General features: G+C 54.3%; 17 protein-coding genes. 13 read left to right on the forward strand and 4 right to left on the reverse strand.

What is annotated here, in order from left to right:
* The first annotated feature begins 167 nt into the window (after nucleotides 1-167).
* From EoCCA6_RS16820 to adrA, 5 genes are all read left to right on the forward strand, one after another.
* Entirely contained in the window at nucleotides 168-1,382 is a 1,215-nt protein-coding gene (locus EoCCA6_RS16820) for a multidrug efflux MFS transporter (protein ID WP_152083611.1), read from the forward strand.
* A gap of 207 nt (nucleotides 1,383-1,589) precedes the next feature.
* Nucleotides 1,590-1,850 (forward strand): anti-adapter protein IraP, encoded by a 261-nt coding sequence (iraP, locus tag EoCCA6_RS16825; protein WP_152083612.1) that lies wholly within the window; start codon nucleotides 1,590-1,592, stop codon nucleotides 1,848-1,850.
* Nucleotides 1,851-1,949: 99 nt separating this feature from the next.
* On the forward strand, nucleotides 1,950-3,365 hold the full coding sequence (gene phoA, locus EoCCA6_RS16830) for an alkaline phosphatase (RefSeq protein WP_152083613.1): 1,416 nt from the start codon (nucleotides 1,950-1,952) through the stop codon (nucleotides 3,363-3,365).
* Nucleotides 3,366-3,456: 91 nt separating this feature from the next.
* Nucleotides 3,457-3,777, forward strand: coding sequence for a phosphate starvation-inducible protein PsiF (psiF, locus tag EoCCA6_RS16835; protein ID WP_152083614.1), 321 nt, complete (start codon nucleotides 3,457-3,459; stop codon nucleotides 3,775-3,777).
* Between the two features lie 102 nt (nucleotides 3,778-3,879).
* On the forward strand, nucleotides 3,880-4,980 hold the full coding sequence (adrA, locus tag EoCCA6_RS16840; protein WP_152083615.1) for a diguanylate cyclase AdrA: 1,101 nt from the start codon (nucleotides 3,880-3,882) through the stop codon (nucleotides 4,978-4,980).
* Between the two features lie 16 nt (nucleotides 4,981-4,996).
* Here the strand turns inward: adrA and proC are convergent, their stop codons facing one another.
* Nucleotides 4,997-5,806, reverse strand: a complete 810-nt coding sequence (gene proC / locus EoCCA6_RS16845) for a pyrroline-5-carboxylate reductase (protein WP_152083616.1) — start codon at nucleotides 5,804-5,806, stop codon at nucleotides 4,997-4,999.
* A 97-nt stretch (nucleotides 5,807-5,903) separates the two neighbouring features.
* On the opposite strand from proC, the gene EoCCA6_RS16850 reads away from it, so the two are divergent.
* The 5 genes from EoCCA6_RS16850 to ppnP all read left to right on the forward strand — a co-directional run bounded on the left by EoCCA6_RS16850 (nucleotide 5,904) and on the right by ppnP (nucleotide 8,541).
* Nucleotides 5,904-6,362, forward strand: a complete 459-nt coding sequence (locus tag EoCCA6_RS16850) for a YaiI/YqxD family protein (RefSeq protein WP_152083617.1) — start codon at nucleotides 5,904-5,906, stop codon at nucleotides 6,360-6,362.
* Nucleotides 6,363-6,506: 144 nt separating this feature from the next.
* Complete coding sequence (aroL, locus tag EoCCA6_RS16855) at nucleotides 6,507-7,031, forward strand: shikimate kinase AroL (protein ID WP_152083618.1); 525 nt, start codon at nucleotides 6,507-6,509, stop codon at nucleotides 7,029-7,031.
* 44 nt (nucleotides 7,032-7,075) lie between these two features.
* On the forward strand, nucleotides 7,076-7,267 hold the full coding sequence (gene yaiA, locus EoCCA6_RS16860) for a protein YaiA (RefSeq protein ID WP_152083619.1): 192 nt from the start codon (nucleotides 7,076-7,078) through the stop codon (nucleotides 7,265-7,267).
* Nucleotides 7,268-7,504: 237 nt separating this feature from the next.
* Entirely contained in the window at nucleotides 7,505-8,182 is a 678-nt protein-coding gene (locus EoCCA6_RS16865; protein WP_152083620.1) for an AroM family protein, read from the forward strand.
* A 71-nt stretch (nucleotides 8,183-8,253) separates the two neighbouring features.
* A complete protein-coding gene (gene ppnP, locus EoCCA6_RS16870) occupies nucleotides 8,254-8,541 on the forward strand; it encodes a pyrimidine/purine nucleoside phosphorylase (RefSeq protein WP_003859131.1) in 288 nt (95 codons plus the stop codon).
* 40 nt (nucleotides 8,542-8,581) lie between these two features.
* Here the strand turns inward: ppnP and rdgC are convergent, their stop codons facing one another.
* Entirely contained in the window at nucleotides 8,582-9,496 is a 915-nt protein-coding gene (rdgC, locus tag EoCCA6_RS16875; protein WP_112011219.1) for a recombination-associated protein RdgC, read from the reverse strand.
* A 123-nt stretch (nucleotides 9,497-9,619) separates the two neighbouring features.
* Between rdgC and mak the strand changes: the two genes are divergently transcribed.
* Together mak and EoCCA6_RS16885 are read left to right on the forward strand one after the other, a co-directional pair.
* Nucleotides 9,620-10,525 (forward strand): fructokinase, encoded by a 906-nt coding sequence (gene mak / locus EoCCA6_RS16880; protein ID WP_152083621.1) that lies wholly within the window; start codon nucleotides 9,620-9,622, stop codon nucleotides 10,523-10,525.
* A gap of 89 nt (nucleotides 10,526-10,614) precedes the next feature.
* Nucleotides 10,615-11,193 carry a hypothetical protein gene (locus EoCCA6_RS16885; RefSeq protein ID WP_152083622.1) on the forward strand — a complete coding sequence of 193 codons (579 nt, stop codon included), beginning with the start codon at nucleotides 10,615-10,617 and terminating at the stop codon, nucleotides 11,191-11,193.
* A gap of 30 nt (nucleotides 11,194-11,223) precedes the next feature.
* Here the strand turns inward: EoCCA6_RS16885 and sbcC are convergent, their stop codons facing one another.
* Together sbcC and sbcD are read right to left on the reverse strand one after the other, a co-directional pair.
* Nucleotides 11,224-14,355 carry an exonuclease subunit SbcC gene (gene sbcC / locus EoCCA6_RS16890; protein ID WP_152083623.1) on the reverse strand — a complete coding sequence of 1,044 codons (3,132 nt, stop codon included), beginning with the start codon at nucleotides 14,353-14,355 and terminating at the stop codon, nucleotides 11,224-11,226.
* Nucleotides 14,352-15,557, reverse strand: coding sequence for an exonuclease subunit SbcD (gene sbcD, locus EoCCA6_RS16895; protein ID WP_152083624.1), 1,206 nt, complete (start codon nucleotides 15,555-15,557; stop codon nucleotides 14,352-14,354). Before sbcD ends, sbcC begins: the two co-directional genes overlap by 4 nt.
* Before the next feature lie 182 nt (nucleotides 15,558-15,739).
* On the opposite strand from sbcD, the gene phoB reads away from it, so the two are divergent.
* A complete protein-coding gene (gene phoB, locus EoCCA6_RS16900) occupies nucleotides 15,740-16,429 on the forward strand; it encodes a phosphate response regulator transcription factor PhoB (protein WP_003859122.1) in 690 nt (229 codons plus the stop codon).
* Nucleotides 16,430-16,434 lie beyond the last annotated feature (5 nt).

Genomic DNA, 16,434 nt, shown 5'->3' on the forward strand with positions numbered 1-16,434 from the left:
CATAATATTCCGCCAGGAAATGGATGCTTTGTGACATATTTCACAGATATGATGACTGGGAAGATAAAACACTAAAGTCGTCAAAGCCGCATCTCTGGCGCTACGTGAAAGAACGTAACTTGCTAATCTGTCGGCGAATTCGCCTGAAAATGAAGACTGCCTCTGTTATGGAATCCTGGAAAGTTAACCTCATCTCGGTCTGGTTCGGCTGTTTCTTTACCGGACTCGCCATTAGCCAGATTTTACCGTTCCTGCCGCTGTACGTTGCCCAGCTTGGCGTCTCATCGCATGAAGCGCTCTCTATGTGGTCAGGTCTGACGTTTAGCGTGACGTTTCTGGTGTCCGCCATTGTGTCACCGATGTGGGGCAGCCTGGCGGATCGCAAAGGGCGCAAGCTGATGCTGCTACGCGCATCGTTGGGGATGGCGATAGCGATACTGCTGCAGGCCTTTGCCACCAATGTCTGGCAGCTGTTTATTCTGCGGGCAATCATGGGGCTGACATCCGGTTATATTCCCAACGCGATGGCGCTGGTGGCATCACAGGTGCCGCGTGAGCGCAGTGGCTGGGCACTCAGTACGCTTTCTACGGCGCAGATCAGCGGGGTGATTGGCGGCCCGCTTATGGGGGGCTTCCTGGCAGACCACGTGGGCCTGCGCGCGGTATTTTTCATTACTGCCGTGCTGCTGGTGGTCAGTTTTCTGGTCACGCTCTTTCTGATCAAAGAAGGGGGGCGTCCTGCCGTTAGTAAGTCTGAGCGTCTGAGCGGCAAGGCGGTATTCGCTTCGCTGCCGTATCCCGGCCTGATGATAAGCCTCTTTGTCACCACCATGGTGATCCAGCTGTGTAACGGCTCAGTCGGGCCGATTCTGGCATTGTTTATCAAGTCGATGGCACCAGACAGCAACAACATTGCTTTTCTCAGCGGGATGATTGCCGCCGTGCCTGGGGTATCGGCGCTCATATCCGCGCCGCGACTGGGAAAGCTGGGTGACAGGATCGGCACGGCGCGTATCCTGATGGCGACGCTGATTTTTGCCGTGGTGCTCTTTTTCGCGATGTCGTTTGTCACTTCGCCGCTTCAGCTTGGCGTGCTGCGCTTCCTGCTGGGCTTTGCCGATGGCGCGATGCTGCCAGCGGTACAAACATTGCTGGTGAAGTATTCCAGCGACCAGGTTACTGGCCGTATTTTTGGCTACAACCAGTCCTTTATGTATTTGGGTAACGTTGCCGGTCCGCTGATTGGTGCCTCGGTTTCTGCGATGGCGGGCTTCCGCTGGGTATTTGCCGCTACGGCCGTTGTGGTATTACTGAATATCATACAGCTGGCGATGGCGTTACGTCACCGCAGACAGCTAGCAGAGGCCAAATCAACACGCTAATCGCTAACGATGTATTATATATTCTTATGGTAGCCACATTTTTACATAAAGAAAGGTGGCTATTTTTATAGAAAAACGTTTCGCTGAAAAATCAATTCACCTATTTTCGGCGTAACGTCACTTTTGCATAAGATAATACTTTTCTCCTCTTTGCATAATTCATCTGGAGTGCTAATTTCAGGTGAAATCACATAAGGAAATAGCACGATGAAAAATCTCATTGCGGAATTGCTGGTCAAACTTGCACAAAAGGAAGAAGAGTCAAAAGAACTGGTGGCCCAGGTTGAAGCGCTGGAAATTGTGGTCACCGCGTTATTAAGGCATATGACCCAACAGGATCAACAGGCGTTAATCACCAGTATCGAAGGTGCGCTGGATAGCGCCCGCCCTGACTCCCAGGTGCCCGTCCAGGATGCTGAGATGCTGAATCAATACGTAAAAAAGCTGTTAAGGCACCCTCGCAGCTAAGCGGTCACCGGACATAACAGCATGTCATAGAAATGTCATGCAGGTTGCCTATAGTCGCTCTGTTTTTATTTTTCTGTATTTATACATGGAGAAAATAAATTGAAACAGAGCGCACTTTTCATCGCATTACTTCCCCTGTTATTTGTCCCTGTTATTCATGCTGATACCACGAATACCCATGTTCTGGATAATCGTGCTGCGCAGGGCGATATCACCCAGCCTGGCGGCGCACGTCGACTGTCGGACGATCAAACCGCGGCTATTCGCGCGTCGCTGAATGACAAACCGGCTAAAAATATCATTCTGCTGATTGGCGACGGTATGGGGGATTCCGAAATTACGGCCGCCCGAAATTATGCTGAAGGGGCTGGTGGCTTCTTTAAAGGCATTGATGCGTTACCGCTGACCGGACAATATACCCATTACGCGCTGGATAAAAAAACCGGTAAACCGGATTACGTAACGGATTCCGCCGCGTCTGCAACGGCGTGGTCTACCGGCGTGAAAACCTACAATGGCGCGCTGGGTGTGGATATCCATGAAAAAGAGCACCCAACCCTCCTTGAAATGGCAAAAGCCGCGGGGCTGGCTACCGGCAACGTCTCTACTGCGGAACTTCAGGACGCAACGCCTGCCGCGCTGGTGTCTCATGTGACGTCACGCAAATGTTACGGTCCGTCCGTCACCCGTGAAAAATGCCCGACGAATGCGCTGGAAAAGGGCGGGAAAGGCTCGATCACTGAACAACTGCTGAATACCCGTGCTGACGTGACGCTGGGCGGTGGAGCGAAAACCTTCGCTGAAACCGCAACGGCAGGGGAGTGGCAGGGTAAAACGCTGCGCGAGCAGGCTCAGGCGCGTGGTTACCAGATGGTGAACGATGCCGCCTCTCTGGCTGCCATTACTGAGGCTAACCAGGATAAGCCGCTTCTGGGGCTGTTCTCTGACGGGAATATGCCCGTGCGCTGGGAGGGGCCAAAAGCCTCTTATCACGGCAATATCGATAAGCCTGCCGTGACCTGTACACCGAACCCAAAACGTGACGACACCGTGCCAACGCTGGCCGCAATGACGGATAAAGCCATCTCACTGTTGAGCAAAAATGAAAAAGGCTTCTTCCTGCAGGTGGAAGGCGCGTCAATTGATAAACAGGACCATGCGGCCAACCCGTGCGGGCAGATTGGCGAAACGGTAGACCTGGACGAAGCGGTGCAGAAGGCGCTGGAATTTGCGAAAAAGGACGGTAATACCCTGGTGATCGTCACCGCTGACCATGCGCATGCCAGCCAGATCATCCCGCAAGAGACTAAAGCACCGGGCCTGACGCAGGCGCTGAACACCAAAGACGGTGCCGTAATGGTGATGAGCTATGGCAACTCTGAAGAAGAGTCCATGGAACATACCGGCACGCAGTTGCGCATTGCGGCATACGGCCCACACGCTGCGAATGTCGTTGGCCTGACTGACCAGACGGATCTTTTCTACACCATGAAATCTGCGCTGGGTCTGAAATAAGCTAAACGCCCGGCGGGAATCGCGACCGCCGGGTGGTTTTTTTTCCGTCACGAACCAGACTTAAAGTGGAACTTCACAAAAGGATGGTGCAATGAAAACAACATTACTGGTTACTCTACTCTCAGGTGTGTTCCTGCTGGCCTCAGCGAACGCGGCAGAAAAAACCTTAACGCCTCAACAGCAACGCATGACGACCTGTAACCAACAGGCCACTGCGCAGACGCTGAAAGGCGATGCGCGCAAGACGTACATGAGCGATTGCCTCAAAAATAGTGCATCCAAACCGGGTGAAAAAAGCCTGACACCTCAGCAGCAAAAAATGCGTGAGTGTAACGTTCAGGCCACTGAACAATCACTTAAAGGTGACGATCGTAGTAAGTTCATGAGCGCCTGCCTGAAGAAAAAAGCGTAGTTCTAACGGGTGAGTCTCTGTTGCGACTCACCCGAAATTTCATACTGCCCCTGAAAAGCCCCTCTCTATAATTTGGGAAAATGTTACAGAATATTCCCAAAAATGATGAATGATGACATCTATTACAAAGAGAGCATTCAGGAAGAGTGGCATCAGGATCTTTCTCAGGATGACTCACACCGTTCCGGCATACGCTTTGCCCGGCGAGTTCGGCTGGCGCGTATCGTTGGGCTGGGAGCGATGTTTTTCCCTGTTGCCGGTGTACTGGTTACTCAATTCCATCCAGGCGGCTGGTGGTTATTGCTGGTCGGCTGGGCATTTGTCTGGCCCCATCTTGCCTGGCAGCTTTCGTGCCGATCTCCCGAACCTCACAGCAGCGAAATTTTTAACCTGAAAATCGATGCCATCATTGCTGGTGTCTGGATTGGCCTTATCGGGGTCAATGCCCTGCCAACGGCTGCGCTGATCATGATGATCGGGATGAATATGATGGGATCGGGTGGTTTGCGGTTATTCATCATCGGGTTGTTGATCGTCTTGCTGTCATCACTGGTCACCTTGCAACTGACCGGCAGTGTAATGACCTTTTCCCCTGAGCCGCTGGAGTGGTGGCTGACGCTGCCGGTTTTGGTTCTGTACCCGATGCTGTTTGCCTGGCTTAGCCACCAGACGGCGATCCGGCTTGCTGAGCATAAGCGGCGGCTGGAACTTATGAGCACCCGCGACGGGATGACCGGCGTTTTCAACCGCCGCCACTGGGAGACGCTGCTGCGCAACGAATATGAGAAATGCCGTCGCAGCCATCAGCAGGCGACAATTCTGCTCATCGATATCGATCACTTCAAGAGCATTAACGACACCTGGGGGCATGATGTGGGCGATGAGGCGATTGTCGCCATTACGCGTCAGCTGCAGATGACGCTGCGCTCATGCGATTTTATTGGCCGTTTTGGCGGGGATGAATTCGCGGTGATTATGTCCGGAACGCCAGCAGAAAGCGCGATTGCCGCCATGTCCAGGGTTCATGAGCGCCTGAAAAAAATGTCGTTGCCTGGCGCGCCGGGTGGGCAGCTACGGATCAGCGTGGGCGTCGCGCCCTGGGGAACACAGTTTGGACATTATCGTGAATGGCTGAAAGCGGCTGATATGGCGCTTTATAAGGCGAAAAATGCCGGCCGCGGCCGCACTGAAGTGGCGGCCTGACGTCCGGTTATTATTTTCAGGATTTACTCAGTTTCTCTGATTTTTCCATGCATTTTGCCATCGCCTCGATAACGGCAGCACGGAATCCGCGCTCTTCCAGTACGCGCACGGCTTCAATGGTCGTTCCCCCTGGCGAGCAGACCATATCTTTCAGTTCACCGGGATGTTTACCTGTCTCCAGCACCATTTTGGCGGAGCCCATAACCGCCTGTGCGGCAAATTTATAGGCCTGCGCTCGTGGCATACCGCCAAGCACGGCGGCATCCGCCATTGCTTCGATAAACATGAAGACGTAAGCAGGCGCAGAGCCGCTCACGCCAACGACCGGATGGATCATCGACTCGGCAATCACTTCCGCTTCACCGAAGCAGCGGAAAATATTCAGGACATCCGCCACATCTTCGGAGGTAACCAGCGCGTTCGGGGTCACGGAGGTCATACCGGCGTTTACCAGCGACGGGGTGTTCGGCATCGCACGGACGATTTTACGATCGTGTCCCAGCGCACGGGCCAGTTGATCCAGCGTGACGCCTGCGGCGATCGATACCACCAGCGTCTCTTTATTCAGGCTGGAGGTAATTTCGCTCAGAACTTTGATCATGATGTTTGGTTTGACGGCACCGAAGACGATATCCGCTACCTGGGCGACTTCCTGCGCGCTTTCGGCTGCGTTGATCCCATACTCATCACGTAACGCCGCGACTTTATCCGGTGAGGGGGTATAGACCCAAATCTGCCCAGGCAGGACCTGCCCGCTGGCAATCAGGCCGCCGAGGATCGCTTTACCCATGTTGCCGCAGCCGATAAACCCGATTTTTTTATCCATCACGTCTCTCCGTTATTATGCGTTGTTATCTCTGATTGATAGCTTAACAACGAAATGCAGGCGACAATAGTCGCCAGTGTCATTATGGAGAGACAAGATGGCGATTTGGGTTGATGCGGATGCCTGTCCGAATGTGATTAAAGAGATCTTATTTCGTGCTGCCGAGCGCGTTCAGATGCCGCTTACGCTGGTGGCAAACCAGAATATTCGCGTGCCACCTTCACGGTTTATTCGCGCTCTGCGTGTGCCGGCCGGGTTCGATGTGGCGGATAATGAGATTGTACGCCTGTGCAACGCTGAGGATTTAGTGATTACCGCGGATATCCCGCTGGCAGCCGAAGTGCTGGAGAAAGGCGCAGCGGCGCTGAACCCGCGGGGTGAACGTTACTCCCCGGCGACCATTCGGGAAAAGCTCACCATGCGTGATTTTATGGATACCCTGCGCGCCAGCGGTGTGCAGACCGGCGGGCCGGACAGTTTGTCCCAGCGCGACCGCCAGCAATTTGCTGCTGAGCTGGATAAGTGGCTGCTGGAGGTCAAGCGCCGCAGCGCTTAATGATAATTATTGTCAATTTGTGGTACAGTGTGGCCTCCACAGGGTTGTCATCCCGTACCGCTTTGCAGTAAAGTTAGCGCAACATCTTCTGCAATCATTTCTTTACAGTCTTCAGCCATCCGGCATCGAGGGGAACACCTGGTTATGAACCCACCCATCTTTTTAGTTGGCCCCCGCGGCTGTGGGAAAACCACCGTTGGTCTTGAACTGGCACGCGTGTGCCATAGTCAGTTCGTTGATACCGACCACTGGCTGCAGGAGCACGCCGGGCAAACTATCGCCGGGATCGTTGAAAAGGAAGGCTGGGAGAGCTTTCGTGCGCGCGAAACCGCCACGCTGGAAGCGGTAACGGCACCCGCAACCATTATTGCGACGGGCGGCGGGATTATTCTGGCGGAGTGTAACCGTCAGTTTATGCGTGAAAAAGGGATTGTAATTTACCTTTGCGCGCCGGTTTCAACCCTGGTGGGAAGGCTTGAAGCGTTTCCCGAGGAGGGGCAGCGCCCGGCACTCACGGCGAAACCATTGAGTGAAGAGGTCCGCGAGGTGCTGGCGGAGCGAGATACGTTATACCGCGAAGCGGCACACCATGTTGTTGATGCGTCGGCAGCACCGGAAGACGTGGTGATTCAGATTATTACCTCCCTGCGTTTGGCTTGCGCCAGCTAACCGCCGTCTATACTCATAGCTCAGACATAAAAAAAGGATGAGCTATGCCAACCAGACCTCCCTATCCGCGTGAAGCACGCATTGTGACCATCGAAAAAGGGAATGGTGATCAAACCGTTACCTGGTATCAGCTGCGGGCCGATCACCCTAAGCCGGATTCGCTGATCAGCGAACATGAAACCGAACAGGAAGCGCTGGATGCCAAACGGCGCTACGAAGATCCTGATAAGTCCTGATAGAAATCCTAAACTCGCTACAATCGTGCCGAAATCACATTTTTAACTCATCGTTGTTGTTAAGCAGGAGTTAATATTTAGTTATTACAGGCAGATTCGTAAAGGCCAGCGGATCTTTACACTTCGGTGCAGAGATCTGCTGCTACGCTTTTGTGCTGTTAAATCTAAACAAAAGCCGCGCAGCGTAGTGAGCCTGTGCCTGTGTTAACGCAGTGGTAGTGAATGAAGGCGAAAAAAATGAAGGCGACATTGGCGATCCTCACCATTGGGGTGGTTCCTGTAAGCGAAGTGTTACCGCTCTTAACTGAGCATGTCTCTGAACAACAGATCACGCATCTCAGCCTGTTAGGCCGGCTTGATCGGGAAGAGGTCATGGAAGACTACGCCGTTGAACCAGGAGAGGAGCCCCTGCCGACATTGTTAAGCGACGGTGAAATAGCGCATGTCTCGCGTCAGAAAATTGAGCGCGCTCTGCAGAGTGTTATCGAAGTGCTGGATAATCAAGGCTATGACGTCATCCTGTTGATGAGTACCGCGCCGATCACCGGCCTTATCGCGCGAAATGCCATATTGCTGGAGCCGATGCGGATCATCCCGCCGCTGGTGGCCTCCATCGTCGATGGTCATCAGGTGGGGGTGATTGTTCCCATTGAAGAACTCCTTAATAACCAGGCGAGTAAGTGGAAAGTGCTGGAGAAAACGCCACACTATGCGCTGGCAAATCCTTTCTGGGACAGCGAGACAAAACTGATTGCCGCAGGCCGTGAGTTAATTGAGCAGGGAGCCGATGTCTTGATGCTGGATTGCCTCGGATTCCACCAGCGGCATCGCGATTTACTGCAAAAAGCGCTCGATGTGCCGGTGCTCTTATCCAACGTGCTGGTGGCCCGCCTGGCTTCGGAACTGCTGGCCTGATGATTTTGCGTGACAGGTCATGAGCATGGCCCCTATAGTGGATTTTTATCTATAAATATAAGGGCCAGTTCATGCTTCAAAGTAACGAATACTTTTCCGGTAAAGTGAAATCCATCGGTTTTACCAGCAGCAGCACTGGCCGCGCCAGTGTCGGCGTGATGGCTGAAGGGGAATACACCTTTGGCACCGCAGAAGCTGAAGAGATGACGGTTGTCAGCGGCGCACTGAACGTGTTGCTGCCGGGTGAAACGGAATGGAAAGTCTATAGCGCCGGGCAGGTTTTCAATGTCCCTGGTCACAGCGAGTTCCATCTGCAGGTGGCTGAACCGACCTCTTATCTGTGCCGTTACCTGAAGTAATGGTCTGATCCCTCTCCCCGCAGGGGAGAGGGCGAAGGGATTACCTCTGCGCTTCTCCGCCGAGGCCTTCCACCAGGCTTTGAATCAACGCGGCCAGTTCCCCTGTCATCAGGATAAAGTCCGCATCAAAGCGCTGGGCGTAATCTTCCCTGTCGATATCTTCGTTCTGATCGCGCAGTTCATCGCAGAACTTCAGACGCTTCACCGAGCCGTCGTCGCACATCACAAACTGAATGCGTTGCTGCCAGTCGAGCGCCAGCTTGGTCACCACTTTGCCTGCTTCAATGTGTACCGCGATTTCGTCGCTCACCAGATCCTGTTTTTTCGCGCGGATCACGCCACCGTCTTCAAGCAGCGCTTTCAGCTCCGCTTCATCGAGGATCTGGAAGCCTTGCGCGGCCGTACCGCTGCGCACCCACTCGGTCAGCGTCAACTCAATTGGCGTTTCCAGCGCAAGCGGAACCACCGGCAGCGATCCCAGGCTCTTACGCAACAGAGCCAGCGTATCTTCCGCTTTTTTGGCACTGGCGCAGTCCACCATAATCAACCCGTTCACGGTATCGATCCACATCATGGTCTGGCTAAAGCGGCTAAAGGCGCGCGGCAGCAGAGAGTGCAGCACTTCATCCTTCAGGGAATCTTTTTCGGTCTTTTTCAGCTTGCGACCCTGCTCGGCTTCCAGCTTGAAGATCTTCGCTTCGAGCGCCTGCTTTACCACCGGCGTCGGCAGAATTTTCTCTTCTTTACGGGCGCAGACGATGATTTGACCGGTGCTGCTGGCGTGGGTCAGTGCATCGCTTTGTGAACCCATTGGAGGAACCCATCCGGTTTTTGCCATATCCTGGCTACCGCAAGGGGAAAAGGTGTAAGCGGCTAACTGTTTTTCCATCTCTTCTGCACGCAGCGAAACGTCGCGGCTGAGACGGTAAACCATCAAATTTTTGAACCACAGCATGATAATTTCCACGGCCTTGTCGTTAAATCAGCGGGCATGATAACGAATTGTCGCATCGCTTGCATTGCTAATCGGGTAGCGGGCTTCTACTCTGTTGATAATCAAAATAATGAGGAGTGTCTTGTGCGTATTGGGATCGATTTGGGCGGCACCAAAACAGAAGTCATTGCACTGAGCGAACAAGGGGAGCAGCTGTTTCGCCACCGTCTCCCCACGCCGCGTGATGATTATCAGCAGACTATCGAGACGATTGCCCGTCTGGTCGACATGGCAGAGCAGGCGACGGGGCAAACCGGCACCGTCGGGATGGGCATTCCGGGATCGATTTCGCCCTATACCGGCGTGGTTAAAAATGCCAACTCCACCTGGCTCAACGGCCAGCCTTTTGATAAAGATTTAAGCGCACGTCTGAACCGTGAAGTGCGTCTGGCGAACGATGCTAACTGTCTGGCGGTGTCTGAAGCCATCGACGGTGCTGCGGCCGGTGCGCAGACCGTTTTCGCGGTGATCATCGGCACAGGCTGCGGCGCAGGCGTGGCTTTTAGCGGACGTTCCCATATCGGTGGTAATGGTACTGCGGGTGAGTGGGGCCATAATCCCCTGCCGTGGATGGATGAAGATGAACTTAAATACCGCGCTGAAGTCCCCTGTTATTGCGGTAAACAGGGCTGTATTGAGACGTTTATCTCCGGCACCGGTTTTGCCACCGACTACCATCGCCTGAGCGGTCAGCCGTTGAAGGGCAATGAGATTATGCGTCTGGTCGAGGCGCAAGATCCGGTGGCGGAACTGGCGCTCAGCCGTTACGAAATGCGCCTGGCAAAATCGCTGGCGCACGTGGTGAATATTCTCGATCCCGATGTGATTGTGCTGGGCGGTGGGATGAGTAACGTCGATCGGCTGTACACTACGGTGCCGAACCTGGTGAAGCAGTGGGTGTTCGGCGGCGAGTGTGAAACGCCGATCCGCAAAGCAGTACATGGTGATTCCAGCGGCGTGCGGGGTGCAGCATGGTTGTGGCCAGGTTGACGGAATACATGCGCCCGCATACTCCTCAAGTATGACGTCACTTTCCTCTTTCTGAACTACACTCCAGAGAGCGTTCAGAGGGGGAAAATATGGCTTATCACGCGATAAAATCTGCGGTTTATAACCGCGGGCAACCTACCGATATCTTCCTTGATGAACTAATTTTATGGGGGAAAACGGCAGAGGACGCTATTTTTGAACCTAATGAGAATGTTGATATTTATTCGAAATATCATTCTGTTCTGGGGCCGTGGAATTCACTGCTGCATCGCAAAGCCGTAATGCTGGAGGTATTGCGCGTTTTGGCCGGTTTCGAAAGTAGCTGGAACTGGCTGGAAGGAAGAGATGTGAATAATCCTGAACATTCGCCTCTGACAACGGAAACAGGTATTTTTCAGGTTTCAGCGAATTCAATGAAATTTGGCGATCTGGAAAAGCGGGTTGAGCTGCATTTTGGCAGCGCCGATCCGCAAACGTTTATTAACGGGATGAAACAGGATCGGTATTTTGCGATTGAGTACGCTGCGCGTTTATTGCGGATCACTATCGAGGCAAATGGTCCGATCCTGAATGATGATTTAACCTCCCCGGACGATCGCTATCTGCATAACGGTCTGCGGGCAGAAGCGGTTGAAGAGTTTATCGAGTGGCTGTCGCCACCGTCCTGACAGGGCGGCCGTGTGCCGCCCTGTGTGGGATCACTCCACCGCAAATACCTTGTCCAGCTTGCTGTATCCCAGCCCGTTGATCTTTTTCACCTTGATCTGCACCGGAATTCGCTCCTTCATCGCCTCGACGTGGCTGATGACGCCAATGGTTTTCCCGGTGGCATTCAGCGCGTCGAGCGCATCCAGCGCGGTATCCAGCGTTTCGCTGTCGAGTGTGCCGAAGCCCTCATCAAGGAACAGTGAGTCAATCCGCGTTTTATGGCTCACCAGGTCAGAAAGTGCTAACGCCAGCGCCAGGCTGACCAGGAAACTTTCTCCGCCGGACAGGGTGCGGGTATCTCGTACCGCATCGGCCTGCCAGGTGTCGACCACTTCCAGTTCCAGCGCGTCGCTGGCTTTACGCTGAAGCAGGTAACGCCCGTGAAGACGGTTAAGCTGCTGGTTAGCAAGCCACACCAGATTATCCAGCGTCAGCCCCTGAGCGAACTTGCGGAATTTGTCGCCCGTGCTGGAGCCTATCAGCGAATTCAGGTATCCCCAGTCGTCGGCAAGGCGGGCTGCCTCTTCAATTTGCTGCATCAACGCCAACTGGTGACGTCGGTTGTCGCTGTCCTGCTTAAGCTGCTGGCGGATCTCACCCTGGTGCGTGGTGTTATCCCGGAGCGTTTGCGCCAGCTGTTGCAACTGCACCTGCAGCGTTAGTACATCGCTGTCCAGCCCTTCCGGACGCAGCGCCTGATGTTCCTGTAGCAACTGGTTCGCCTGGGCTGCCAGCGCGGTGGATTGCTGTATCTGATTTTCGAGCGTCTGCTTAAGCTGCCCGAGGTGGCGAACGGTGTTATCGTCCAGCAGGGCGGCCAGAAATGCCTCCTGATCGGTGAAAACACTCGCAGCGAGCGCGGCGCTAAATTGCGTCTGTGACTGCTTCAGCCGTTCACCTTCCAGCATCTCCTGCTGTTGCAGGGTAGTAAGCTGGCTCTGCAGCGACACACATTCGTCGTGGATCTCGCGCCAGTTACCGGGAACGGTGGGTTCCGCTTCTGCCGTATCAGCATCCGGCAGGGTATCGAGTAACGGCGTCAGGGCGTTAATACGTTCCTGAACAACACCCTGCTGAGTTTGCTTCTCCTGCCACTGTGTGGATTCACTTTCACGTGAGGCGAGCCAGATGGATTCGTCCCCTTCATCCGGAAGGGTCAGCGACAGCGGATGCAGGGCTGTTTCCAGTGCCTGATGCGTAGCCGCCAGCTGTTGCTGATACTGACGTTCCTGTTCTTCCTGTTGATTGAGCTGGTTTTGCAGCGTCAGGCGCTGGCTGAGCTGATAAAGCTGACGCTCATACTGTTCCTGCTCGTTCAGCCACGGAGCGATATCTTCCTGAATATTCAGTGCGATATTCAGAGAGACGCAGATTGCCTGCCACTCTTTAGTGAGCGCTTGCTCCTCCTGAGAGAGCGACCGGGCTTCGTCTGTTTCACGCTGTATCTGCTGAGTCAGGGCGTTGACCTGGCCCAGAACCAACAGACCGTCCTCTTTCAGCGCTGCAACCTCTTTTTCTAAGGCATCGCGGCGGCGCTGATTGTCGGTAAGTTCCAGTGACTGATATCGCGCCACTGCCGGATGTTCGCAGGAACCGCAGAGTGGGCAAGGTTTACCGGCCTCTAACTGCGCACGAAAGTGCTCAAGATCTTTAATCGTCGCTTCACGTTCACATAGCGTTTTTAGATCCAAATAATGCTGATTTTTCTCTTTAAACTGCTGTCGGCGCAGCGTCAGCGTTTCGTTAAGTTTGACCTGCTCCGCCTGCGCTTTCTGCATGCTTTCGCTGGTCTGCCGCAGGCGCTTTTGCAGCGGCTGGCAGCGGGCATGAAGCGCAGTCAGTTGCTGGCGAAAAGTTCGCGACCGGGCCTGTTGCTCCATTGCCACAGCGACGTCATCTGCCGTCAGCGACAGTGTGCTTTCCGGCAGAACTGCCAGCTTCTGCCGCAGTTCAGCGATACGTGCTGAAAGCATTGTAAGCTGACTTTTATCACGATTAAGCTGCGAAAAATGCGCGCGCCAGCCAGCAATCTCTTGTCCCCACAGGCGGAACCGCTCATGCTCAGCAAGCCAGCGGGTAACTGCCGTAAGTTCAGTCTGTAACTGTTCGCGACTGCGTTGTGCTGCAGTGCGAATGCGCGCACGTAGTGCGGTTTTTGCCTGTAAGCGAGTATTTACTTCACTGATTCGCTGTTTTGTCTGAGCAAGACGTGCAGTCTGCTCCTGCTGTCGATCCCACAGCGGTTGTAGTTGCGCCGCAGGCTGGGCCAGATGGAGCTTCGCCAGTTCCGGTGCGGCGTCAGTAAGCGCCTGTTGCGCCTGCTGCTGAGAGGCCGTTGTGCGCTGTTGCTCCCGGATGAGTTCATCGTTTCGCGTAAGCCACTGAAAATCTTTCTGGTTGCTTTGCTGCTGAGCCAGCAGGATTTTCTCTTCGTCAGTAAGTACCTGCAAACTTTGCTGCAATTGCTGCTGCTGTTCTTCGCTCAGCAGCACGACGCCTGCGGCCTGCGCTTCGCACATCTCCAGCGCATTACGCGCGGCTTTGTGTTTCTCAAACACCATTGCTGAGATCTGGCCGTAGATCTCGGTTCCGGTCAGCTCCTCCAGTAACTCGGCGCGATCGCTCGGTTTGGCATTAAGGAAGGCGGCAAATTGTCCCTGAGAGAGCAGCATCGAGCGGGTAAAGCGGCCATAGTCCAGCCCGGTGAGCGTCGCCGTTTGCTCCAGTTTATCCGTCACTTTATCCGCCAGGATTTTACCGTCCTCGCAGCGCGCCAGTTCCACGCGCGGTGCCTGCAGGTTCCCGTCTGGCTGATTGCGTGCGCGGTTCTGGCTCCAGAAAGCACGGTAGGCGGTGCCTTTCACTTCAAATTCCACTTCCGCCAGGCACTCAGCGGTATCACGCGTCATGAGATCGTTTTGTGCCTGAGACACTTTTTGCAGGCGCGGTGTTTCGTGGTAGAGCGCCAGGCAGATGGCATCAAGCAGGGTGGTTTTACCTGCGCCCGTGGCACCGGTAATGGCAAAAAGACCGTTGCTGGCAAATGGCTCAGCGGTAAAGTCGATCTTCCACTCGCCCTTGAGTGAGTTGAGGTTTTTCAGCCGCAGGCTCAGGATCTTCATGCGTTTTCTTCCTCGTTATTAAGTGCATGCACCGTGTGGGTGAACAACTCGTTGAGCCTGGCGCGCTTCGCATCGTCAATCTCTTCCTGAGACAGCCGCCGTGCAAATACCTCTTCGACATTGAGTTCACTGAGCGTTTCACGCCGTGCGCTTAACAGAATTTTCTCGCGTTGCTCGCGGCTGCGGCGCACCAGCAGCACTTCAACGGGGAGATCTTCTGTCAGCGCCTGAATTTTACGCTGCATATCGTGCAGGTAGTCGTCGGTGGTGATTTCGATATCCAGCCAGACGGGCGGGTTAAGCTCCGCGCCGCGCCACTGCTCAAGCTGGGCGGTGATGGCGGCGAGATCGCCTTTCAGCACCGCCAGCGGCTGGGTGACAGGCACCTCCAGCGTTTCAACTGCGCTGAGTTTACCGTCAGTAAAACTCACCAGGTGAACGCATTTGGCTTTGCCGGTCTCATCAAAACTGAGCGAAATGGGCGAGCCACAGTAGCGAATGTGCTCGCAGCCGCCGATGATTTGTGCCCGGTGAATGTGTCCGAGGGCGATATAGTCGGCTGGCGGGAAGTTCTGTGCCGGGAAAGCATCCAGCGTGCCAATATAAATGTCACGTACCGCGTCACTTTTACTGGCTCCAACAGTCGTGAGATGCCCGGTGGCAATCACCGGAATCGCCCGATCGCCGCGCAGGGCACAGGCATCGGTATGCTGCTGGTGATAATAGTCGGTAATGGCCTGTAATAGATGCTGCTGTTTTTCACTGCCAGACAGTCCGGCCTGGCTTTGTACAATATCGCGCGGGCGTAAAAACGGTATCGGGCACAGTACCGCACCCGGCGTGCCGTCGCGTTTTTTCAGGATTTGCGGCGCATGCCCGGCGCTGGCGACCACCGTGGTGTTAAGGAACGCCAGGATATCGCGGGATTCATTTAGCGTTGCCACCGAGTCGTGGTTTCCGGCGACAATCACCAGATGACAGCCAGTCTGCTGCAGGTTCACCACGAAACGGTTGTAGAGCTCTCGCGCATAGCTCGGCGGCGATCCGGTGTCAAAGATATCACCCGCCACAATGATCGCATCCACCTCATGCGACCGGGCCGTGTCCAGCAACCAGTTCAGGAATGCTTCGTGTTCGGCAGCACGGCTTTTGCTGTAAAAATTTTGACCCAGATGCCAGTCCGAGGTGTGAAGTATGCGCATAACAGATCCGTGGCGAAAAAAGATGAGGGCGATTATAAACTGTCAGGGAAGGGAAAATAACCGCTGTAATAAAACAACAGTTTGCCATTGATGGTGGTAATGTTTTTCATAAATCTGTCATAAATCTGACGCATAATGACGCCGCATTACAAACTTGTAACTTAAATAAGACAGGGCAAAGTATGGCGAGACGTATTCTGGTCGTAGAAGATGAAGCTCCAATTCGCGAAATGGTGTGCTTCGTGCTCGAACAAAATGGCTTCCAGCCGGTTGAAGCGGAAGATTATGACAGCGCGGTGAACCAGCTGAATGAACCCTGGCCCGATTTGATTCTGCTTGACTGGATGTTGCCTGGTGGCTCTGGCCTGCAGTTCATCAAACACATTAAACGTGAAGCGATGACCCGCGACATTCCGGTTGTGATGCTGACGGCGCGCGGTGAAGAAGAGGATCGCGTGCGCGGTCTTGAAACCGGCGCGGACGATTACATCACCAAGCCATTCTCTCCGAAGGAGCTGGTTGCCCGTATCAAAGCGGTGATGCGCCGCATTTCGCCAATGGCGGTGGAGGAGGTGATTGAGATGCAGGGCCTGAGCCTTGACCCCACCTCACACCGCGTGATGACCGGTGAAAACCCTCTCGACATGGGGCCAACCGAATTCAAACTCCTGCACTTCTTTATGACTCACCCGGAACGCGTCTACAGCCGCGAGCAGTTGCTGAATAACGTCTGGGGAACTAACGTGTATGTCGAAGACCGGACAGTTGACGTACATATCCGCCGCCTGCGTAAAGCGCTTGAACTGAGCGGCCACGATCGCATGGTACAGACGGTCCGCGGCACGGGTTATCGTTTTTCGACCCGTTTCTGAACAAT

The organism is Enterobacter oligotrophicus (assembly GCF_009176645.1).
Lineage (GTDB): Bacteria > Pseudomonadota > Gammaproteobacteria > Enterobacterales > Enterobacteriaceae > Enterobacter > Enterobacter oligotrophicus.

Coding starts and splice junctions, on each gene's coding strand:
- adrA (WP_152083615.1), top strand. CDS start 3,880: ATGATGAATGATGACATCTATTACAAAGAGAGCATTCAGGAAGAGTGG.
- aroL (WP_152083618.1), top strand. CDS start 6,507: ATGAACCCACCCATCTTTTTAGTTGGCCCCCGCGGCTGTGGGAAAACC.
- EoCCA6_RS16850 (WP_152083617.1), top strand. CDS start 5,904: ATGGCGATTTGGGTTGATGCGGATGCCTGTCCGAATGTGATTAAAGAG.
- psiF (WP_152083614.1), top strand. CDS start 3,457: ATGAAAACAACATTACTGGTTACTCTACTCTCAGGTGTGTTCCTGCTG.
- EoCCA6_RS16865 (WP_152083620.1), top strand. CDS start 7,505: ATGAAGGCGACATTGGCGATCCTCACCATTGGGGTGGTTCCTGTAAGC.
- EoCCA6_RS16820 (WP_152083611.1), top strand. CDS start 168: ATGGAATCCTGGAAAGTTAACCTCATCTCGGTCTGGTTCGGCTGTTTC.
- yaiA (WP_152083619.1), top strand. CDS start 7,076: ATGCCAACCAGACCTCCCTATCCGCGTGAAGCACGCATTGTGACCATC.
- proC (WP_152083616.1), bottom strand. CDS start 5,806: ATGGATAAAAAAATCGGGTTTATCGGCTGCGGCAACATGGGTAAAGCG.
- EoCCA6_RS16885 (WP_152083622.1), top strand. CDS start 10,615: ATGGCTTATCACGCGATAAAATCTGCGGTTTATAACCGCGGGCAACCT.
- sbcD (WP_152083624.1), bottom strand. CDS start 15,557: ATGCGCATACTTCACACCTCGGACTGGCATCTGGGTCAAAATTTTTAC.
- sbcC (WP_152083623.1), bottom strand. CDS start 14,355: ATGAAGATCCTGAGCCTGCGGCTGAAAAACCTCAACTCACTCAAGGGC.
- iraP (WP_152083612.1), top strand. CDS start 1,590: ATGAAAAATCTCATTGCGGAATTGCTGGTCAAACTTGCACAAAAGGAA.
- rdgC (WP_112011219.1), bottom strand. CDS start 9,496: ATGCTGTGGTTCAAAAATTTGATGGTTTACCGTCTCAGCCGCGACGTT.
- ppnP (WP_003859131.1), top strand. CDS start 8,254: ATGCTTCAAAGTAACGAATACTTTTCCGGTAAAGTGAAATCCATCGGT.
- phoB (WP_003859122.1), top strand. CDS start 15,740: ATGGCGAGACGTATTCTGGTCGTAGAAGATGAAGCTCCAATTCGCGAA.